At 35.5% G+C, this 17779-nt stretch carries 33 protein-coding genes; all 33 read right to left on the reverse strand.

The features are described 5' to 3' along the window. Window positions 1-109 precede the first annotated feature (109 nt). The 33 genes from CIG1485E_RS08715 to CIG1485E_RS08870 all read right to left on the reverse strand — a co-directional run bounded on the left by CIG1485E_RS08715 (window position 110) and on the right by CIG1485E_RS08870 (window position 17779). On the reverse strand, window positions 110-436 hold the full coding sequence (locus CIG1485E_RS08715) for a hypothetical protein (protein ID WP_041572679.1): 327 nt from the start codon (window positions 434-436) through the stop codon (window positions 110-112). A gap of 27 nt (window positions 437-463) precedes the next feature. Next, on the reverse strand, window positions 464-1012 hold the full coding sequence (locus CIG1485E_RS08720) for an HD domain-containing protein (protein ID WP_041572680.1): 549 nt from the start codon (window positions 1010-1012) through the stop codon (window positions 464-466). 33 nt (window positions 1013-1045) lie between these two features. Further along, window positions 1046-1543, reverse strand: coding sequence for a hypothetical protein (locus CIG1485E_RS08725; protein ID WP_041572681.1), 498 nt, complete (start codon window positions 1541-1543; stop codon window positions 1046-1048). A 1-nt stretch (window position 1544) separates the two neighbouring features. Next, complete coding sequence (locus CIG1485E_RS08730) at window positions 1545-1874, reverse strand: hypothetical protein (RefSeq protein ID WP_041572682.1); 330 nt, start codon at window positions 1872-1874, stop codon at window positions 1545-1547. Between the two features lie 16 nt (window positions 1875-1890). Continuing rightward, window positions 1891-2943, reverse strand: coding sequence for a DUF1351 domain-containing protein (locus CIG1485E_RS08735; RefSeq protein ID WP_041572683.1), 1053 nt, complete (start codon window positions 2941-2943; stop codon window positions 1891-1893). Window positions 2944-3020: 77 nt separating this feature from the next. Further along, window positions 3021-3293, reverse strand: coding sequence for a hypothetical protein (locus tag CIG1485E_RS08740; RefSeq protein ID WP_144242197.1), 273 nt, complete (start codon window positions 3291-3293; stop codon window positions 3021-3023). Window positions 3294-3297: 4 nt separating this feature from the next. Continuing rightward, window positions 3298-3798 (reverse strand): hypothetical protein, encoded by a 501-nt coding sequence (locus tag CIG1485E_RS08745; RefSeq protein WP_041572685.1) that lies wholly within the window; start codon window positions 3796-3798, stop codon window positions 3298-3300. Between the two features lies 1 nt (window position 3799). Next, complete coding sequence (locus tag CIG1485E_RS08750; RefSeq protein ID WP_144242198.1) at window positions 3800-3997, reverse strand: hypothetical protein; 198 nt, start codon at window positions 3995-3997, stop codon at window positions 3800-3802. Beyond that, on the reverse strand, window positions 3984-4388 hold the full coding sequence (locus tag CIG1485E_RS08755; protein WP_041572687.1) for a hypothetical protein: 405 nt from the start codon (window positions 4386-4388) through the stop codon (window positions 3984-3986). Before CIG1485E_RS08755 ends, CIG1485E_RS08750 begins: the two co-directional genes overlap by 14 nt. A gap of 41 nt (window positions 4389-4429) precedes the next feature. Then, entirely contained in the window at window positions 4430-5521 is a 1092-nt protein-coding gene (locus CIG1485E_RS08760; RefSeq protein WP_041572688.1) for a hypothetical protein, read from the reverse strand. Further along, window positions 5512-6051: a hypothetical protein gene (locus CIG1485E_RS08765; RefSeq protein WP_041572689.1), complete on the reverse strand. Its 540-nt coding sequence runs from the start codon at window positions 6049-6051 to the stop codon at window positions 5512-5514. Before CIG1485E_RS08765 ends, CIG1485E_RS08760 begins: the two co-directional genes overlap by 10 nt. Window positions 6052-6083: 32 nt before the next feature. Beyond that, window positions 6084-7229, reverse strand: coding sequence for a toprim domain-containing protein (locus CIG1485E_RS08770; RefSeq protein WP_041572690.1), 1146 nt, complete (start codon window positions 7227-7229; stop codon window positions 6084-6086). A gap of 25 nt (window positions 7230-7254) precedes the next feature. Next, window positions 7255-8130, reverse strand: a complete 876-nt coding sequence (locus CIG1485E_RS08775; RefSeq protein WP_041572691.1) for a hypothetical protein — start codon at window positions 8128-8130, stop codon at window positions 7255-7257. Then, window positions 8118-8417 (reverse strand): hypothetical protein, encoded by a 300-nt coding sequence (locus tag CIG1485E_RS08780; protein WP_144242199.1) that lies wholly within the window; start codon window positions 8415-8417, stop codon window positions 8118-8120. The genes CIG1485E_RS08775 and CIG1485E_RS08780 overlap by 13 nt, the downstream gene beginning before the upstream one ends. A gap of 70 nt (window positions 8418-8487) precedes the next feature. Then, window positions 8488-8727: a hypothetical protein gene (locus CIG1485E_RS08785; protein ID WP_041572693.1), complete on the reverse strand. Its 240-nt coding sequence runs from the start codon at window positions 8725-8727 to the stop codon at window positions 8488-8490. A gap of 33 nt (window positions 8728-8760) precedes the next feature. Then, window positions 8761-8967 (reverse strand): hypothetical protein, encoded by a 207-nt coding sequence (locus tag CIG1485E_RS08790; protein WP_041572694.1) that lies wholly within the window; start codon window positions 8965-8967, stop codon window positions 8761-8763. A gap of 2 nt (window positions 8968-8969) precedes the next feature. Further along, entirely contained in the window at window positions 8970-9359 is a 390-nt protein-coding gene (locus CIG1485E_RS08795; RefSeq protein WP_051871011.1) for a DUF6573 family protein, read from the reverse strand. Between the two features lie 2 nt (window positions 9360-9361). After that, window positions 9362-9595: a hypothetical protein gene (locus tag CIG1485E_RS08800; RefSeq protein ID WP_041572696.1), complete on the reverse strand. Its 234-nt coding sequence runs from the start codon at window positions 9593-9595 to the stop codon at window positions 9362-9364. 12 nt (window positions 9596-9607) lie between these two features. Then, window positions 9608-10633, reverse strand: coding sequence for an ArdC family protein (locus tag CIG1485E_RS08805; protein ID WP_158336135.1), 1026 nt, complete (start codon window positions 10631-10633; stop codon window positions 9608-9610). A gap of 34 nt (window positions 10634-10667) precedes the next feature. After that, on the reverse strand, window positions 10668-11069 hold the full coding sequence (locus tag CIG1485E_RS08810; protein ID WP_041572697.1) for a hypothetical protein: 402 nt from the start codon (window positions 11067-11069) through the stop codon (window positions 10668-10670). 93 nt (window positions 11070-11162) lie between these two features. After that, window positions 11163-12008 carry a phage recombination protein Bet gene (bet, locus tag CIG1485E_RS08815; protein WP_041572698.1) on the reverse strand — a complete coding sequence of 282 codons (846 nt, stop codon included), beginning with the start codon at window positions 12006-12008 and terminating at the stop codon, window positions 11163-11165. A 34-nt stretch (window positions 12009-12042) separates the two neighbouring features. Further along, window positions 12043-12288 carry a hypothetical protein gene (locus CIG1485E_RS08820; RefSeq protein WP_041572699.1) on the reverse strand — a complete coding sequence of 82 codons (246 nt, stop codon included), beginning with the start codon at window positions 12286-12288 and terminating at the stop codon, window positions 12043-12045. 16 nt (window positions 12289-12304) lie between these two features. Continuing rightward, window positions 12305-12610, reverse strand: coding sequence for a hypothetical protein (locus CIG1485E_RS08825; RefSeq protein ID WP_041572700.1), 306 nt, complete (start codon window positions 12608-12610; stop codon window positions 12305-12307). A 16-nt stretch (window positions 12611-12626) separates the two neighbouring features. Then, window positions 12627-13706, reverse strand: coding sequence for a Dna2/Cas4 domain-containing protein (locus CIG1485E_RS08830; protein ID WP_235183881.1), 1080 nt, complete (start codon window positions 13704-13706; stop codon window positions 12627-12629). A 10-nt stretch (window positions 13707-13716) separates the two neighbouring features. Next, complete coding sequence (locus CIG1485E_RS08835) at window positions 13717-13977, reverse strand: hypothetical protein (RefSeq protein ID WP_144242200.1); 261 nt, start codon at window positions 13975-13977, stop codon at window positions 13717-13719. Window positions 13978-14023: 46 nt separating this feature from the next. Beyond that, entirely contained in the window at window positions 14024-14551 is a 528-nt protein-coding gene (locus CIG1485E_RS08840) for a single-stranded DNA-binding protein (RefSeq protein WP_041572702.1), read from the reverse strand. 42 nt (window positions 14552-14593) lie between these two features. After that, a complete protein-coding gene (locus CIG1485E_RS08845) occupies window positions 14594-14833 on the reverse strand; it encodes a hypothetical protein (protein WP_041572703.1) in 240 nt (79 codons plus the stop codon). Continuing rightward, on the reverse strand, window positions 14830-15045 hold the full coding sequence (locus tag CIG1485E_RS08850) for a hypothetical protein (RefSeq protein ID WP_041572704.1): 216 nt from the start codon (window positions 15043-15045) through the stop codon (window positions 14830-14832). The genes CIG1485E_RS08845 and CIG1485E_RS08850 overlap by 4 nt, the downstream gene beginning before the upstream one ends. 1 nt (window position 15046) lies before the next feature. Further along, window positions 15047-15262 carry a hypothetical protein gene (locus CIG1485E_RS08855; protein WP_041572705.1) on the reverse strand — a complete coding sequence of 72 codons (216 nt, stop codon included), beginning with the start codon at window positions 15260-15262 and terminating at the stop codon, window positions 15047-15049. Between the two features lie 15 nt (window positions 15263-15277). Beyond that, the gene (locus CIG1485E_RS09485; RefSeq protein ID WP_158336139.1) at window positions 15278-15424 is read right to left on the reverse strand and encodes a hypothetical protein; all 147 of its coding nucleotides are present in this window, start codon (window positions 15422-15424) and stop codon (window positions 15278-15280) included. Window positions 15425-15901: 477 nt separating this feature from the next. Then, on the reverse strand, window positions 15902-16378 hold the full coding sequence (locus CIG1485E_RS08860; protein ID WP_041572706.1) for a hypothetical protein: 477 nt from the start codon (window positions 16376-16378) through the stop codon (window positions 15902-15904). Between the two features lie 656 nt (window positions 16379-17034). Further along, the gene (locus CIG1485E_RS08865; RefSeq protein WP_041572707.1) at window positions 17035-17463 is read right to left on the reverse strand and encodes a lytic transglycosylase domain-containing protein; all 429 of its coding nucleotides are present in this window, start codon (window positions 17461-17463) and stop codon (window positions 17035-17037) included. A gap of 4 nt (window positions 17464-17467) precedes the next feature. Continuing rightward, window positions 17468-17779 (reverse strand): hypothetical protein, encoded by a 312-nt coding sequence (locus CIG1485E_RS08870; RefSeq protein WP_051871013.1) that lies wholly within the window; start codon window positions 17777-17779, stop codon window positions 17468-17470.

The raw sequence follows: 17779 nt of genomic DNA on the forward strand, positions 1-17779 counted from the left end.
GCTGCCCTGCTCGTGAGTATTTTGATAATCCGTTTTCATATCGATATTTACCAATACTTACAAGAGCACCGATAACAACTAAAATTATACCTATTGTTTCAAGTACCATTTAAAATCCTTTCTTTTTAGCTTTTTCTTTAATATATGCACCTATGATTATCATTATTATACCAAATAATAATACACCAGTCAAGATGTTATCATTATTTACATATTCATATAATCCTGCACCCTCAACACTACCACCTATCATATACATACTATCACCAAAGATATGAACCCATTTATTTGCTTTTGGATGAGTAGCTATTTCCATATAGATCCAATCTAAGGTGTTTAACATTTTATTTATTGCACCGATTTCTTTTAAAAATAAGATAAAAATTAATCCTATTTGTAAACCGATAAAACAATATATTATCATTAAAATATTCATTTATACATTTCCTCCATTTATTTCATTTTAAAGCCTCCCAAACAACTCCTGCCACTTCAATAAAAAATCTTTTTTGATTTCCATTTCAGTAGCTCCAAGTTTATAAAGTTTACCAACTGGAGAGCCATATTTTTCCTCCCAATTATAGGATGGATTTTTAGGCATAAGTGCTTTTGCTTCCATAACCATTAAACCTTTATCGGCTCTTTTGATTATTTCTTCGTGGAACTTATTGTGATCCAGTTCATACAACTTTGCAAACATTTCAAGTGCTTGGTTCTCTGCATTTTTAACCTGCGGCAACATTTTCTTTACTGGAGTAGGAATATCTCCTAAGCCCATTGCTTCATAAATCTCGTGAGAGATAGCTATTGCTTGCAACTCTTTGTCTCCATTAAAGTATTCAACCAAAGATAAACAATGTTGAGCTACCGTATAAGGTTCTCTAAGTTGCCCCCAAAAGCGTTGCACTCGTGAGAGTGTAACCGCTGCCTGCATACCTGCATTTTCAAAATCCTCTTCTTTGAGGTTGAACGGATCAATAAGATTGCCCGCCCAATTCATTATTTGGCTCATATTTCATTCCTCCATTTTTTATATATTTTAAACTTAACCAAGTAACCAAACTTTAAACTTGATGTTATAGTAAACACCTCTGCCACCGCCTGCATATCCCTCGCTAAACATCCAACAACGACCTTTCATTGTTTTTGATGTAGGCTTGAGATTATCGAATACTAATCTCTCTCTTTTGATATGATCAAGATTTGGATCCCAAACGCAACCACTAGCTTGTGAGCCATACTCTGAAACAAACACTCCAATATTATTAGAGAGTTGAAAAGTTCCATTGCGATGATCAACTGAAATTCTTGCAAACTTACCATCTGCATACTCAACAAAATCACCCTCTTTTGGCTCTTTTCTTGCCAGTAGTGCCGTCTCAATAGAGGCAAACAATTTTAAATCTTTGGCAATTAAATTATCAAAGATCTCTTCACTGTTATTTCTATAACAACATACATCTTGAAGAAAACTTATATCATAGCCTTTGGCTATTCCAGTTTCCTCGTTTTCGATTTTTCCAATTAAGTTTTCATAAGTCATTTCACATTTCTCCATTTTTATATTTTTTGATGATTTCAATTAATTCTGAAACCATATCTTTACCAATGATATTGCTATAATCAACACAACATAAAGTATAACGACTCATAAGCGTGTCTTGATTTACTGTTAAGTAAACATCCGTAGTTTGATTAGAGCATTGCTCTGTTCTAAACTCAAAATGTACATCATAGATAGATGTACCAAGATCCGCCCAAAAGTAAGTTACCCTATCTTTTAAAAAGATGTTATGATGTTCAACTATTTTCGGTACTATTTCGCCTAAAAGCTCTTTTTCCCTATCACTGCCGTATAAGATTTTTGTATTCATTTCATCATTCTCCCCATTAGTGTTTTACAATTTGGATTTCTGGCATTGTTTTAAAACAAGCTTGCTCAAACTTTTTAAGAAGCATAGCCTCTAATTTTGGCTCCAATCTCTCATCAACTTCAATTTCAAAAGTTGCTGTAACGGTATATCTTCTATTGTTTCCAATAGTTGAACCATTATTGCTATTTTGAGTTGTTGCAGCTGGATTTTGGTATTGAATTGAGACAGGTTGAACCTCGATCATCGGTTGGCCATCTTGAGCTAATTTTGGTTGCTCTTTTGGTTCTTCCTTGATAACTGGTTGAGGTTCACTTACCATCTCTTTTCTAGCTTTTTCTTCAATAGCCTTTTTCATTTCCTCTTGACGAGACAACTCTTTTTCTATCAAAGTGTTTAGTTTTTTCTCATACTCTTCATCACTATCCACCATTAAAAAATGATTGATATGTTCTGGAGTAAGAGCGACCGCTAAACCGCTTTTTAAACAATAACCCTCAAGAGATAAAAGCCTTTGTTCTATCTTCTCTTGAAACCTTTTAACATCTAATACTCTCTCCTCAACGGCATCGACCGCTTTTTTAGCAAGGCCAGTTTTGTTGAGGTGCGATAAAATTGCTAAATCTTCAACTGTAACAGTTTGGAACTCAGCTTTAACGCCAAAACGATTGTATTGAAATGAAAGTTCCTCTTGAAGTAGTTTTAAGCACTCTTCCCTTTGCTTATCCTCAAAAACTTTTACTTGATCTAACAAGTTGGTTCTCGATTGTTGGCAAATAGAAACAAGCTCTTTGGCTTTATTTTCAAAGTCTTTGATAGGAGCCGATAGCTCTTTAACTTTCTCTTTTCTAAGGGTATCAATTTGTTTGCTTAACGCATTGATCTCAGTTGCCATTGACTTAGCAGCTTTTACACCGTTTTCATCAACAGTCAAGTCATATTTTTTCAACCCATCAGTTAATTGTTTTTTGATCACTTCAAAGTTTGAAGCAATAACTGGTAAAGTTGTTTTTACATCTAACACTAATTGTACATCTTGTACATCATTTTGTGGGTTCATCATCTTAGTCATTTTACATTTCTCCATTTCGTCATTATGTTAAAAAAAGAGTGCTCAAAGCACTCTAAACTGTGTTAATTACACGCCTCTCAAAGCTCGTCTAGGCTCAACCAAAATTTATGTTCAAAAACATCGTCTGGATCTATCCCATCCTTATAAAGAACTTTTAGATACTCAAGAGCATCCTCAACTCTAATAAAAGTTGTGTGGTACCATAAAGGGTAAGTAGTTCCCTGCTCAAAATCAGCAACGACAACATTAGGTCTTAAATCTGCTGTGAGTCCACAAGCCGTAGGCTTTAACATTTGCTTTTCCATTTTTTGCTCGTCATATCCATAAGGACATCTTCCTGCATTTTCCATTTCATCATTCCTCATCTCTGTTTTTATAAAAGTCCATAAGAGCTTCTCTCTTTGATAAAAAAGCATCCGATATAGTTTCACGGTTAATATCGCCATTATTATCCATTAAACAAGTTTTCCAAAGTATAGGATTACCCTCTACCTCTTCCCATTCGTTTTTGTCAAACTCAAGCGGATAGTCCTCAGAACTAAACGGATAAATTTCTTCACCATCTGGGAGTTTATTATCTATGAACTCAATTATGTTGGATACATCCATATCCTTAAAAGGATTTTCTAAGATCTTATTTACACAATCCTCACAAATATAATCTGGCTCACTACCTCCGCAAGCTTTTGTAATTAGATCGATTTCTCTTTCATCATCACAATTCTCTAAGATTAAGTGAAAGTGGCCATCGTGTTCTACAAGTGCATCGTAACACTCATCACACATACCAACGCCGCATACTTCGCATAAAAAGTGCTCATCTTCCGTTTTTGGTTTTTCACAATACATACACATCTCATACCTCCTTGTATGACGATATGATAAAGTCTGGATGTTCTCCTACAACCTTGTCAAAATCATCAAACCAGTAAAAAATGTGGTCGTCATCAGACACTCCATCCCATTGTCCGATAGCTGCATCAGCTGTGAACTGTTCATTTGTGTCTTTAAAAGTGCCTTTTACTTCAATCAAAGTCATCTCACACCTCCCCAAATTCATCTGTTTCAAATTCAATAATGTAAATAGTTACATCGTTTGGATTTTTAATAGGTTCATAGTTGAAGCGTGATCCGTCTTGTCTTAGTTCTCCATACTCTTTTTTTGCCGCTTTTAGTGCGTTTTCGATAGAACTGAAAACTCCTAAATTTACAGCAGAAGCAGTTTCGTACCAAGAATTTCTCTCTTGAAGCAAATAGCTTTTTTTATGAATTGCTTTTGATAGGTCAAAAGTTTTGAAAACAACATACTCATCAGCTGTTCCCTCTCTCTCAACTACCGCATTTGGAAGATTTTTATAATCTCTAAAATCCGCAAAGTCTTTTATTTCGTCTTTGAAGATTTTTACATATCCAACATTTTTTTCATTTATCACTAAAGTTTTCATTTTCATTACCTCATTTCATCATTTATTTTTTATGTGTGTTTTTAAGCTTCTTCATCGCCTTGATAAAGCTCAACATCAACCTCAATACCGCTCTCATCTGGATAAGTCCAGTTGAATACAGATCCACTTCGTAGATCCTCAATGTCCTCTTCCGATAAGTTTACAGATATGCTAAGTTTTTTACCTTTTCTTTTGAGAAAAGCCAACATCGCATCGTCTGCATCATCAAGATAGTTGCCGTTCTCCAGAACCCATTTATCTAATCCTTTGTACACATTATGAACGATATACTCATTCTTAGTTGTGTGATACCAAAGAACTAAAGCACTCTTTTGATCAAAATGTATCAATCTTCCAGAGTTAAACTTTTCAATAAGCTCTTCAACGATTTCAAAAGCTTGTGAACTTTCAACATCTTGTATCCCTATGATTTGTTTTTCTCCCTCATCACTACTGTTCTCGTTTTGCTCCAATAACTCACTTATAAAGGCTTCAAGTTCCTCGGCTACGGATGCAGCTTCACAATATCTACCAGTCCAAGTGTCATCTAGCTCATCCTCATTCTCATCTTCAATATGAGCCTCATACATAGGCAACATATAATAAGGATCATCCTCATCTACTTCGTCATCATCTTCACCGTAAAGTTCCGATGTTTCAACAAAGCAAGCAGTGTATCCAGTTCCCTCAAGCATCTTATTGAAATGCTTGTTGTAAACATCTTCTACACTATGATTTTTTAGAGGACAATTTAGACAATTATCATTAACTGGGCATATAGAGCACGGTAGAATAATGGTATTGCAAGACGGGCAAACCTGAGCCTCAAATTGAGACTTTAGTTGTACCTCGTCATCGCAATGCGGACAAACTTCAAAAGTTGTCTCTGTCATTTCGACTTCTTTTACTCCCCACTCCTCGATGTCATCATCATAGATATTTCCATCCTCGTCTTTTAAAACGACTCTGTTGTATCCAAACTCTTTTTTGATGTCATCTTCTTTATAAGAGGGGATTAGTTCAACAACTGTAAGAACCTTATTTGCATAAGGTCTGTCATAGTAATATTCAGTAGCAAACTCTTCTGTGAGTTTTACTTTTTTCCCGATTAGTTCATTTTTAATTACGCACATTTTACACCTCCATCAAGTTTGCCGTAGTCTTTAATGTGTAAGTAGATTTCGATTGCCGAAGCTCTCTCATCACCTCTTGACCATAACCACTCGTAAGTAATTTCGCCCTTGAGATAATCTACCTCCTCGATAATGTCTATCCATTTACCCTCTCCAGATCTGTAACCGCCTACTACCATTTTGATTGGTTCTTTAAATGTCATAGTACAAGTATCCTCGTACCACGCTTCCCTCTCGCATTGGCAATAACCGATGTCGCCTTTTAGCTTTTTAGAGCCTCCAAGCATCTTAGATAAGATATATGATGCACCATCTTCATCCACCGACTTAGCATATTTAGCCCAGCTTGCCTTTGTAGGAAACACCCCATCGTAATCGCTCTCAAGATAGTCAATTTGCATATAGCCATAACCACCGCAAGGAAAACTTTGAGGATGTGTTCTTTCTAACGGTTTTAACGCCGCACCAAAATCTACAAGTTCAAATAACTGGCTTGATGTTTCCATTGTTTCATTTACTACATTTTTCATTTTGTCATTTCTCCATTTTTACATTGAATTATTTATATTGTTTGGATCTTGTTTATTTTTCCATTCACAAGCAAGTCGTTTAGATCCTCGCCATCTTTGGCATCCCAACTCGCTATTTTGTAATTTACTCCAGCTTTTTGTAATCGTTCAATAAGAACCGTTTGAGCCTCTTGGCCTGCTTTATCCTTATCGTATGCAACGATTACCGTTTTCCCTCTCAATAAACCGAGCATCTCCTCTTTATAAGAGTAAGTACCTGCAAAAGATACGAAACACTCGCTTTGAGTAGCGATTGATAAACCGTCTATATGCCCCTCAGTGAGCCAAAGAGTTTTACACTGTTGAAGTGTTTTTCTCCCTAGTCCAAAAGGCAACGGAAAAGATATATCCGTGCAAGACACATTTACCTCTTTCCCTTTAGGACGATTATCAGTATATCTGAGCATAAAGCCCTCTATCATATCGCTATATAAATCAAAGGAAGGCACTACAACTACATTGTAGCCGTACTTCCACCCACCTACGAGGTCAAGCAATTTCAATCTTTGTAACTCTTCTAAAGAAAAGTATTTTAATAGCTGCTCCACCAAGTTATCGATGTCGCTTTTTGAGAGAAACCCAAGATACTCCAAAAATTTACTACCACTTAATCCCCTTGAGCTGTACCAAGATAACTTACCTCTCTGATCAGTTGTTAAACTGAACCGATATACAAAAGTATAGATAAGTTTTAATCTTTGTAGCTCACTCATATTAGGGTATTTAGGGAGAAAATCTTTGATAAGCACTTTTGCAAATTTCTTATTGCTATCAAAAGACCAATACTGTTTTCCTTTTGGTTTTGGCGGTTGTATTCGCTTGTGTGGCTGGTGAGATACTTCGCCGCTAAGATACGGTACCCCAAAAGTTTCGTGTAGAAACTCACAAGCTTTTTTAAAGTCATTATTAAAGTGTTTAGTTGCAACAGTAACTGGATTACCACTTAAATCGCATACAAAACACTTGCATATATTTTTCCCTTTATCAAAGCCCATAGACGGATGTTTGTCTCCGTGAGAATGAGCATTTGTATTAGGACAATGCAATAGTTTATTTGATTTTGATGGTTTAGCACCCATCGCCTCCAACACTTCTACAATATCCAATTCATTCAATTTGTCTAAGTCGTATTTTTCCATTTTACATTTCTCCATTTATGAATTTTTATGCTGCCCATACTCCTCTCTCAACACTGGTAAAGTGATATTGCAACTGCTGTCTCACTTTTGCTTGCCAGTTTTTATTGTTTTGGATTAGATTTTGAGCGATTTGTTCGACTTCGGCATAAATATCCTTGAGAGCAGCTCTTCCACCAAGTTTCATCAAAGCAACACGAATAGCGGAACGCCAAGTTGCTGCAATTTGTCTCTTAATTTCTTTAGCTTTATCCCAAGTAACTGCAAAGAGTGATTTAGCCGTTTTTTTCCAGATGATAAGGTACTCGTGAGTAATTGGAATGAACCTAGCTCCATTGTATTGTGTGCTATTACTCATCATATTGTGTTGTACCTTGATTACAACATTTAAAAGCTCGCTTTTTGGCATCATCTGGATAAAATCTGCCTGAAACGATCTATACTCACCATTTTTACGCATATCACCGATTAGCGTTGTATAAATACCTCCATCTCGTGTAGCTTCACGCTGGTTTAAGAGCATCACTTGTGATTTTTCTATAAACTCATCAGCTCCACATAAAGAAGTATCACCGTCTATTGGATTATTTCCCCATACTGCTCCAGAATACTGGATCATATTTGCATAAGGCGGATGAGAAAAACATATATCAGCAGGACGAGGCAACTGAGAGAGAACAAAGTCTCTCGTGAAGTCGTTACCTTTATGCAAGTCAAGCCCTACATATTGGATCCCCATATCTTTACACACCTCACCGCTAGTACCGCTACCCTCACAAACATCAACAAAAAGTTTAGGTTTGAAGTGATCAATAAGATCAACGATAATATGGCCAGATGTGTTACCACGCCAATTTGATTTTCCCCATTTTCCTCTATCTGGATAAGATACTACGCTTTGCACTGCACACCTCCTACTGGAAGATCCATAAGGTAGGCATCTGTTTTGCAATTAGGGCAAGCTTTAAAAGTTTCATCTTCCTCTTTTTCAAGTGTTAGTTCCTCTTCATCACCTCGCCACATACACATATTGCATTGAACTGATTGCGTATCATTTTCATCATCTTTATAGTGCAAGATAGCCTCTGCAACTGCTTCGGCAACATAATAAGCTTCATTTTCTACAAGCTGCAAAGCAAAACCTACGATATTATCTTTAGTTTCACTATATGGCATATCTCTCAATTCCATTTCAATTAACTCTTTAGTAGAGTATTTATTTGCATTAAACATTTCATAGCTCCATTTCATCATTTGTTTATTATAGTTTTTGAAGATTTTTATAATCTTCTTCAACACCTAATCGGAAATCCCATATCCTAGAAGTTACATTTTCCAATGCGACCTTAGTTATTGCTCTTCGCAACTCATACGCTCTTTCCCAATCAATATCAGCTTCTATAATTTCACTTTCAATCAACTTTTTAATTTCATTGTTTAAAAGCTTCGTATAGCACTCTGCATACTCTTTTGTGATGATTTTTAACTGTTTTTTATCCATTTTCTATTTCTCCATTTCTTCATTATTGCAAGATTAAAAACCCCAACGGTTATATTCCGCTAGAGCTTCATCATAAGTTTTATAATCCATATCTGTACTTGGAGCACCATCAGTCCACTCTATGCTAACTTGCCACTCACTGCTGTCATCTTTAAACAACACGAAGTCCAAAGCTACATTAAATGAGCCACACTCTTTATACTTTACATTTTCTCTTTCTTTTTCAAAACTTCTAGCCATAATCAATCCTCCTCTGGCAACATAACTGTAATAACTGGCTCGCCAGCATCACCACCGTGCACCAAAGCTTTAAGAGTGATTTCTTTAGGCTTGAAGTTACCATAATCAACATTACTGTCGTTAAGTATCAGTTTGAAATAAATCAAACTCTCACCGACTTTTTTTGATGGAATTGCTCCAGTGATGGCACATCTGAGCATCCATACCACATCCCAAGTTCGTCCGTCAATATCTTCAAGGTCTGGTTTATCTTCAATCTTTGCATAAACTGCCTCGCTTAAAGCGACTGGATATTTAATCTTAGCCTCTTTTGCCATTTCAGTTACATCAATTAAAACACCATCCTCTATTGCTTCCGCTCTTGTATATGTATCTATTACATCCCATTCCATTGTCATTTCTCCATTTTGTTTTTTCTATTTCCGATCCAACCAGTGATCAACTTAACTACACCATTCTCTTTAATTTCAGCTACAACTGTTGCATTTCCAGTAGATACCTCAAGTATTCTGGCATTAGGTTGTTTTGCTAGCTCCATATGAAGCTTTGCAATAACTGATAAATCAAAGGCTCGCTCACCAAGTCTCTCAATAAAGTGTTTTGTCGGTAATATTTTCATTCCACTCATTTCACACCTCTCTTATGCAACTGCTATCTGAACATCATCGTAACCATTTGCGATATAGCTTTGAGCTATCTCTTCGGCTTTTGATTTATCCAAATATTGATCTGTAACTTCTGTACCACCAACCCAAACAGTATATTTTGAGTTATCCTCTGCTGCTTTAACTACATAGTCGAACGCTTCTTGAGCTTTTGATGCTGCTCTCCAAAGTATTTGAGGATCTTCTCTTAATGATCTAACCCAACCTTGTAGATATTCTGGATGTCTATTCTTCTCGATACTAATACCAAGATGAGAACATAAGAACACTGCACCAAGCTCCGCAATAAGTTCCTCAAAGGCATAGGTATTATCGCCCCATCTACTGTGTTTATCACGATCCAATCTTGTATCGTGGCCAGTCCAGTGAGTTAGCTCGTGCAAAAGCGTTGCATAGTAATTATCGCTGTCGGTAAAGAATTGAATTTCTGGTACTTGTATAAAGTCATCAGATGGTCTATAAAAAGCTCTATCACCACCGTATCTTATGTCCGCTTTAGTGCTTTGGATAAAATCCTCTGCATTTATATAGCGTTCATTATTATTGATGTTAGGTTCTGGAAGTTCATACTCTATACCCTCAGTTTGCTCGATGTTAAACACCTTGTACATTCTAAGTAGAGGTATATGCTTGAGATTAACAAGCTCCTCGCCAGTCTCTTCATCTTTAATAGTCTCAGATTTATCAAGGAATTTGTAAAAAAAGATGTCCGTAGATTTTTCTCCCTTTTTAACCATACCACCAAGCTCTTTAACTTGATTAAATGTAAGCCAATAAGGAGCTACATAACCTTTTCTCGAAGCAACCATTGATAAGTGGATTGAATTAAATCCTCTATAATGTTTTTTAGACACCATATTTTGAGGGAACCCATTAGGAGCCGACCAACTTTTAACCCATTCACCCGTGCCATTTTCCATTTCATCGATCATAAGTTGTACAAGATCGTGAAGTGTGTCTTTAATATTGTTACCATTAGCATTTTTTCTATATTTTTTCATTGTCATTTTCTCCATTTCATCATTTTGTTTTGTATTAAGCCAAGTAAGGCATTTCTCTGTCTAAAAAAGTCATTCTTGTAGCCATTGTTGCTTTTTTAAGCGACTCCAAAAATTTCTCTTTAGCTCTTTTTGCTATCTCTAAAAGCTCTTGCTCTTTTCGATTAGCTTCCTTTGCTTCGCTCAAGTATTTAGCGATTTCAGCACTCATACCATCATATTTTTCAATAGGATAGATTTCGTGATTGATTGGATTAATAAACTTTATGAAGTCGGACGGCTCTGTGTGCATATTACATTTACTCCAAAGCAATTCCTCAGCTTCCTCAAGTGTTTCAGCTCTTATAGTCCATTGAGTTTCATAACCATCCCAATCACCATCACTATTGATAGTATGTTGATAAACATTGCATATAAATCCTACTGTTACATTTTTCATTTCCATTTCTCCATTTTCTGCATTGATTTATTTGATTTTTAGTAAAAAGAAAGCCAAGCTCCCAAGGAGCTGGCTAAGAGTAAGGGGGAAGATTTAAGATAACTTTTTAACCCAGATTTGTTTATTTGAGCTATAAGAGTATCCTAGCGTTTTAAGTTGTTCGGTTTTACCATAAGTTTTACCAACTACTTTTACATAGCCATCTTTAAACTCACAAGTAAGCCCTAACTGATTAAGTGCTGCCATCTCTTGCTCTACGAGCTTTTGATTTTCAGCTTGAACATCGATTGAAGCATCAACTGTTTCAACATCAATAGTTACATTTCCTCTATCATCGATACCAACGCCAACCTCTTCTGGGGAATACAATCCAGATATATTAAAGGCTTTTCTAAGAGCTTGAGACTCCGCAACCTTTTTAATCATCGTATCTGGTTTGCTTGACCAAAATTTAGTCGGTTCACCGTCTTTTTTAGTTTGTACATACTCACCGTATGCAACTTCAACAATAAAAGGCATTTCACTATCTGTTCGCCAAACCTTGCATATACCTACAAGATCTTTTTTCATCTTCCATTGACCGTTTTCACGAATAGGAACCTCTTTAATTGTAGATATTGTTTCAATACCTCCAAAAGCTCCAGTTCTATGTGCGATTGCTAAAAAGCCATCTCTACCAACTAGAGGTTCTATCTTTTCGTGCCATACACCGTTATCATCTTGGGCTTTTCTCGGAACAAAATAAATCTGTTTCGTGATCGGATTTAGATTAAACTGTTTAGCAACTTCAAGACAATACTGAACCTCCATATTATCTTTAGTATTAGGTGGGAAAAATTGTTTTTTTACAAACTCAATTTCTTGGTCATTCAACCATCTTTCACCTGCAACCGCTACACCATTCCCATTACCGTTTCTTACTGTCATTTGCTTATTCATTGTCATTTCTCCATTTCTTCATTTGTTTTTTAAATTAAAATTTTTTAAGATTAAGATAATCTTCTTTAGTTTCACTACTAAAGTGAGACACCTTATCTGCTACATTTTCCATTGCTGCTTTGCATACGGCTTTTACTTTTCCGAATGATCTTGGATCTTCTAAATCGAAATCTATTGCTCCACTATCAATCAACCTAGTAATTTCTTGATCAAGGTCTTTTTTAAGATCCACCATATACTTTTTAGCTTGGCTGTGCATTTGTTTTCTAGTCATTTTCATTTACCTCATTTCATCATTATTTTTCAAAGCTCTTAGCGTAAGCCATTTTTGCATCCGAGCAAGCGTGCATAGGATATTTTTTAAATCCATCTTGAGTAACTGAATAGTGGCATCCGCACTTCGTACAATCAAATAAATCGTATCCGTGTTTTAACCCCTCTTCACTCAATATTGCTCTTCTTGCCGCCTCTACTGATTTGAACCATACAGTCCTACATCCTTGACCACTATCTGCGTAAACGCAATAAGGATCTGGATTACCATTTTCGTCAAAGAAGCCACTCGCTCTTTTGATTTCATTGTCATAATATGTGATTTTCATTTCGTCATTCCTCCATTTATTTAACTTGAATATATCCCTTACGAGATGTCTCTTTACCATACTTACCTAAAAGCTGCTCATATAGTTCTGGCTCTTCTTGTTTTAATACTTTCGTATCAATCGAAGAATAAGAAAGGTCATTAGTGAGGGAAATAAAATTAAATTGCCCATTGTTAGCAGCTCTAACCTTTTGGATTTTTGCTGTTCTCATAAACTCTTCCATTTCCGCTTTTTTTGCATCAAGTATCTTTTCAAGCTCTTTTTTCTGATTGTTTAAATCAGCAAGCTCTCTAGCCAACTGTTGCATATCACCTTGAACCTCTACAACGCCAGCGTTCATTAAAGGACAATCCGCTTTATGCGGACACATTGAACAATATAATTGCTCCTCAGCTTCTGGCTCTTGATTTTGTTTAATTGCATTGATCAACTGCGTAGCTCTTCTAAGAGCCATTTGTGCAAGTGTCTCATTGTATGCAACCTCAAAAGTCTTAAACCATCCACTGTTTAAATCAATCGCTATAATATAAGCTCTTACGGGCTTATTTCGATTAATTCTAAGCAAGTGTAACTGGTACTGCACTTGGAGAACCCAAGAGCTATAAGGCTCAGTGATAGATGAACCAACACTTTTTGCCTCAACAACAACACACTCGTCCTTGTTTTCCAGCATAAAGTCAATATGTGATTTTAAGCCAAAGCCGTGAACCATTCCTCTAACTTCTACTTGTTCTTGCACCTCAAGTCCAGTAAGCATTTTTCTTACAATGCCCTCTGATAGATGACCTCGCTCGAACCGTATTAAAGTAGCCATATCGTATTCAGTCTCTCTTACTTTATCAAGATATGATTTTCTTAGACAACCTCCTACATCACTACTACCTACATACTGCTTTCTGTCTCCTAAAGATGCAATACTTTCCTCTTTTAAAACTTTTGGTAAATTTTTTTCGATAAAAGCCTCAAGTCTTGATTTCTTAATTACTTGTTTTTCCATTTTACATTTCTCCATTTCTTCATTAACTTGGTCTCTGTTTTTACGATACATTTCTGCCATATCAGGCGTTAAGATACTAAGTCCACTAAAATAAGTCATAGCATCCACCTTATTGCAATGTTGAAGCTAAAACTAGCAATATAAATATCAAGAAAAAAGCAACCATTCCTTTAGCAAAACCAAAGAACCAATAAGCTGCTGGTTTCTCTTTAAATACTCTTGCATATAAGTAGCTTACAAACATAATCCAAGCCAAGCCAATAAAGATATTAGACAAAGCAACCGTTAAAAACAACGGTAAAGCGATAGCGTGGATAAATCCTTTCACAATCGCTACATTTGCTACATTTTCATTTTCCATTTTCATCATTTACTCCATTTATTGTGATTTGTAATTTAGGGAAAAGAGAGAACCGTTAAAACGGTATCTCATCTTCATCAATATCTATTTCTGGGATATTGTTTTGAGGCACTTGAGCTTGTCTTGGTTGTTGCTGTTGGTACTGCTTTTGTTGAGGATAGTTATTGTTATATCCACCATTTTGAGGTTGATTATAACTTCCTTGATTTTGCGGTACCGAACCATAACCTTGATTTTGCTCTTGAGTGTTGCTACCTTGTTGAGTATCAAGCATTTTCATATTTTCTACTCTAAGAGAGTGTTTGCTTCTATTGCTACCATCTTGAGCCGTCCATTGTTCAAATACTAACCTACCCTCTAAAAGAACCTTAGATCCCTTTCTCAAGTATTGATTAGCAACTTCCGCCGATCTACCAAAGATGTTAAAGTCTAAGTAACAAACCTCTTCTTTTTGTTCGCCATTTTGCGTTTTGTACTTGTAAGAAGTAGCTATCGCCGATTTAGCTATTGCAGCACCACTTTGAGCATATCTCAGCTCAATATCTCTAGTTAAATTTCCTACCATAATTACTGTGTTGTACATTGTCATTTCTCCATTTCTTCATTTGTTTTTTTATTATTTGCATTAAGCTATTGTTTTAGTCGTTAATGACCAAAAACCAGAGTAATCAATTCCCTCATCTGGATCATTTTGATCCAAGCAAAGATTATGATTTAACTCACCACTTGTGTAACCATCTTTCATCATTTCCACAACTCTATTAATTCCCTCTTCTTCTAAAACTTCTCTATGAGATGTTTTGATTTCAAGTTTTGGATTTTCGTTGTTCCACCATTCTGTTGTTATTTCAATGATATGTTTCATTTTGCTACCTCCACTACAACTATAAGCTTTAAATCACCAGTCCACTCAGTGGCATAAGTTTTTTTAGCCTCTTTAAATGCTTTCTTTGTGTCAAAGTAATCAGCATTGTCAATCATTGCAGCAAAAGCAGATCTCATCTCTTCTTCACAACCAGTGTGAATTGTTCCATTATCATCAATTATTTCCATATTTTGCATTGTCATTTCTCCCATTTTACTTTTGATTGAGTTTGTAATATTCGCCTTGCGAAACTAACTCATCTCTCATTTTTTTCATAGAGTTTGTTCGTGGAATTTTAAACTCCTCTCTAACTCTCAACACTACTTTAAATTTTCCATCTCCAACTGGCTCTATCCATCTTACATTGAAGTTTTCAAAAAGCTCGTCTGCTTCTTGAGATGTTCCCTTTAGATTTCGTGTAAATTCCATTTTTCATTTCCTCCATTATTTAGTATTTATTTGAGCGTAGTAAGCTTCAATTTGGTTGTTGTGAGCTTGCATACCGTCAATAGTTTTATCCATATTGGATACAAAGCTTTTACCAAAGCTCAACGCTGCTAAAAATACCATTGCAAACATTACTGTTTTCATTTTACATTTCTCCATTTTTGTCATTTTGTGAAAGTCTCATTTTGAGACTAAATTTGCATTTTGCATTTTAAAGAACCAGATAATTTGGTTCAACTACATTTCCCATTTTGCTACCCATTAAGTCATTTCTGTGTGATTTTTTTCACCTCCATTGCATCATTAAAGTCATTTCTAAGTCCATAATTTGGACTACCATTACTTTGAGTTCAGCATAGATCCGCAATTTCTATGCTCGTCCTTATATCAAAATACTTATATTGTGTTTTCCTGCAATGGAAGTTTTGTTTTGAAGATTTTATGTGTAAAGTTTTGAAGTTTTGTTTTGAAGTATTTTTGAAGAATTTTATTATAAGGACTGCCCTATGTCTCCATAAGGAACGGACTATATATTCAATACTATTTCCCAAAAGGAAAATAGTAAAGCCCCCCGTTTCAACTGCCTATACACTTATATTACGCTCAACCGCCATTTAATTATTACTTAGAGCTTTTTTTATCAGCAACACTTGACTCTTTTGCTGTTTCTTTTTCAGCTTTTTTATCAAGAAAATCACTAACCTCTTTTTTAAGAGCCATTACCTCTACATCTCTAACATCTTTACTATTGGCAACAAGCTCGATACCAGCGTCTCTTACTTTTTCTGCCAATTCGATTAGTTTTTGGATGTCATCATTCCATTTTTTCATTTGCGTTTCAGTTACATTGAAGCCCCACTCATCTCTAATGTTAGTGTCGGCTGCATCGATGATTTTAATTGCTCTAAAGAGTTGATCACCTACTCTTGAATTTTTGACGAAAACTTGTGCGTTTGGATGTTTTTGTAAAAGATCGATTTTTTGTTGAACACGATCTCTCACTGGGTTTCTTCTATCATTACCTTGGCCACCTCTTGAGTTACCTCTTGAGTCTGCCCTTGTCTCATTACCTTGGCCATTAAATTTTTCTTTTGCCATTGTCATTTCTCCTCATTTGTTTCATTTTGATTTTGTGTTTGATTGTTTTGATAAAAAGAGGAATATAAGTGTATGCGTTTGCAATTTACTCTACTCGCTTCGTGCATAAAAAGTTTTATGCCTTATTTTCTCCTTGAAAACTCTCAAGGATAGCTTTCGATAGTCTCTGAACACAATCCATATCAATATGACTTAGGATCTTCGCTGCGTTTATTAGATTGTCTCTATTCTTGCTGTTTTTACCATCCACATCGCATTACCGATGTTGCTACCTTGCACCTTATAAATTAAGGCTTTACATTTCTGTGCAAGTGCGGTGAACACAATAAAAATATTGTGAACGAGGAGCTTACGCTTTTCTCAAGCAAGACTTATCAAGTATTAACTAATACTTGTGATACTTTCAAGTAACCGTATCAAGGTTATCCCTTTTTCTGTATTTTACATATAAGGGTACTTTCCCGCAATTAGAGGGGTTTTACATCGGCTAATGTAAAATAACCGATATTTCCACATTACCGTTCTTCATTTATTAGGTATTGCCTAACAAGTCCAACAAATACGGACGGTGCGTATTTTGGTTTGTTGAACTTCATCAACTTATTATAAAGATATAATAATGCTGAATTTTAGCAAAAATTATTCTAAAAAGTCAATTAGTTTGAGGCATATTTCTTTTCCGCTTCAAAAAATGCACTTAATACTTTGTCTCCGTATGGATTATCTTTTATTCTTCCATTGTAGCAAGTAATAGCATTTTTACTAAAACCGTGCTTTTTGAAACATCCTTGAAGTACCCACGCCCCAACGAATATGTTAGTCCTTGGTTCAAATAAATCATCTCTTGAGATACCATATTTTTCAAGGGATGGAAGATGTACAGTATTTATTTGCATTATCCCTATATCTTCGGTACCATTTGTATTAACATTTACTGCATTTGGGTTATGTTTGCTTTCAATCTTAGCAATAGACCATAGCAACCTTGGATCTATACCAAAATGCTTTCCTGCTTCTTCGTAATAATTTGCATTTGCCATTAGAGTGATATTACATATAAAAAAAATAATTGACAAAAATTTCATCTTTTTATTCTCCTTTTGATAAATCGTTTCTAATCTTTGCAAGCATAAATGGCTCGCTGTACTCCTTTCCAGTTTTGTCTGATATAAAACTCAAGACATCGGATGTTTTAAGCATCATATTCTGGAACTTTTTAATTATTGCATCTGCTTCGTTAAATTCAATTTGATTTCCTCCTGCTTTTCTAAGTTCCTTGAAAACATCATTAGTTTTAATAAGAAGTTCATACATAAGCTCTGCTTCTCTTGTATCGAGATAGACAACTTTTGAATTAGACTTATTAAGCATATCCACTCTTTTTTTAGTTTTTTTTGACAT

This window comes from Campylobacter iguaniorum (genome assembly GCF_000736415.1).
Lineage (GTDB): Bacteria > Campylobacterota > Campylobacteria > Campylobacterales > Campylobacteraceae > Campylobacter > Campylobacter iguaniorum.

Bases quoted from the DNA above. Each gene is read 5' to 3' on its own strand.
- CIG1485E_RS08740 (WP_144242197.1), bottom strand. From the start codon at position 3,293: ATGGAAAATGCAGGAAGATGTCCTTATGGATATGACGAGCAAAAAATG.
- CIG1485E_RS08795 (WP_051871011.1), bottom strand. From the start codon at position 9,359: ATGGAATGGGATGTAATAGATACATATACAAGAGCGGAAGCAATAGAG.
- CIG1485E_RS08825 (WP_041572700.1), bottom strand. From the start codon at position 12,610: ATGAAAATCACATATTATGACAATGAAATCAAAAGAGCGAGTGGCTTC.
- CIG1485E_RS08725 (WP_041572681.1), bottom strand. From the start codon at position 1,543: ATGACTTATGAAAACTTAATTGGAAAAATCGAAAACGAGGAAACTGGA.
- CIG1485E_RS08765 (WP_041572689.1), bottom strand. From the start codon at position 6,051: ATGAAAAATGTAGTAAATGAAACAATGGAAACATCAAGCCAGTTATTT.
- CIG1485E_RS08785 (WP_041572693.1), bottom strand. From the start codon at position 8,727: ATGGATAAAAAACAGTTAAAAATCATCACAAAAGAGTATGCAGAGTGC.
- CIG1485E_RS08835 (WP_144242200.1), bottom strand. From the start codon at position 13,977: ATGATGAAAATGGAAAATGAAAATGTAGCAAATGTAGCGATTGTGAAA.
- CIG1485E_RS08715 (WP_041572679.1), bottom strand. From the start codon at position 436: ATGAATATTTTAATGATAATATATTGTTTTATCGGTTTACAAATAGGA.
- CIG1485E_RS08845 (WP_041572703.1), bottom strand. From the start codon at position 14,833: ATGAAACATATCATTGAAATAACAACAGAATGGTGGAACAACGAAAAT.
- CIG1485E_RS08770 (WP_041572690.1), bottom strand. From the start codon at position 7,229: ATGGAAAAATACGACTTAGACAAATTGAATGAATTGGATATTGTAGAA.
- CIG1485E_RS08840 (WP_041572702.1), bottom strand. From the start codon at position 14,551: ATGTACAACACAGTAATTATGGTAGGAAATTTAACTAGAGATATTGAG.
- CIG1485E_RS08730 (WP_041572682.1), bottom strand. From the start codon at position 1,874: ATGAATACAAAAATCTTATACGGCAGTGATAGGGAAAAAGAGCTTTTA.
- CIG1485E_RS08810 (WP_041572697.1), bottom strand. From the start codon at position 11,069: ATGAAAAATGTAACAGTAGGATTTATATGCAATGTTTATCAACATACT.
- CIG1485E_RS08780 (WP_144242199.1), bottom strand. From the start codon at position 8,417: ATGGAATTGAGAGATATGCCATATAGTGAAACTAAAGATAATATCGTA.
- CIG1485E_RS08720 (WP_041572680.1), bottom strand. From the start codon at position 1,012: ATGAGCCAAATAATGAATTGGGCGGGCAATCTTATTGATCCGTTCAAC.
- bet (WP_041572698.1), bottom strand. From the start codon at position 12,008: ATGAATAAGCAAATGACAGTAAGAAACGGTAATGGGAATGGTGTAGCG.
- CIG1485E_RS08860 (WP_041572706.1), bottom strand. From the start codon at position 16,378: ATGGCAAAAGAAAAATTTAATGGCCAAGGTAATGAGACAAGGGCAGAC.
- CIG1485E_RS08830 (WP_235183881.1), bottom strand. From the start codon at position 13,706: ATGACTTATTTTAGTGGACTTAGTATCTTAACGCCTGATATGGCAGAA.
- CIG1485E_RS08745 (WP_041572685.1), bottom strand. From the start codon at position 3,798: ATGTGTATGTATTGTGAAAAACCAAAAACGGAAGATGAGCACTTTTTA.
- CIG1485E_RS08850 (WP_041572704.1), bottom strand. From the start codon at position 15,045: ATGGGAGAAATGACAATGCAAAATATGGAAATAATTGATGATAATGGA.
- CIG1485E_RS08790 (WP_041572694.1), bottom strand. From the start codon at position 8,967: ATGGCTAGAAGTTTTGAAAAAGAAAGAGAAAATGTAAAGTATAAAGAG.
- CIG1485E_RS08865 (WP_041572707.1), bottom strand. From the start codon at position 17,463: ATGAAATTTTTGTCAATTATTTTTTTTATATGTAATATCACTCTAATG.
- CIG1485E_RS08800 (WP_041572696.1), bottom strand. From the start codon at position 9,595: ATGAGTGGAATGAAAATATTACCGACAAAACACTTTATTGAGAGACTT.
- CIG1485E_RS08870 (WP_051871013.1), bottom strand. From the start codon at position 17,779: ATGTCAAAAAAAACTAAAAAAAGAGTGGATATGCTTAATAAGTCTAAT.
- CIG1485E_RS08755 (WP_041572687.1), bottom strand. From the start codon at position 4,388: ATGAAAACTTTAGTGATAAATGAAAAAAATGTTGGATATGTAAAAATC.
- CIG1485E_RS08760 (WP_041572688.1), bottom strand. From the start codon at position 5,521: ATGTGCGTAATTAAAAATGAACTAATCGGGAAAAAAGTAAAACTCACA.
- CIG1485E_RS08855 (WP_041572705.1), bottom strand. From the start codon at position 15,262: ATGGAATTTACACGAAATCTAAAGGGAACATCTCAAGAAGCAGACGAG.
- CIG1485E_RS09485 (WP_158336139.1), bottom strand. From the start codon at position 15,424: ATGAAAACAGTAATGTTTGCAATGGTATTTTTAGCAGCGTTGAGCTTT.
- CIG1485E_RS08805 (WP_158336135.1), bottom strand. From the start codon at position 10,633: ATGAAAAAATATAGAAAAAATGCTAATGGTAACAATATTAAAGACACA.
- CIG1485E_RS08820 (WP_041572699.1), bottom strand. From the start codon at position 12,288: ATGAAAATGACTAGAAAACAAATGCACAGCCAAGCTAAAAAGTATATG.
- CIG1485E_RS08735 (WP_041572683.1), bottom strand. From the start codon at position 2,943: ATGACTAAGATGATGAACCCACAAAATGATGTACAAGATGTACAATTA.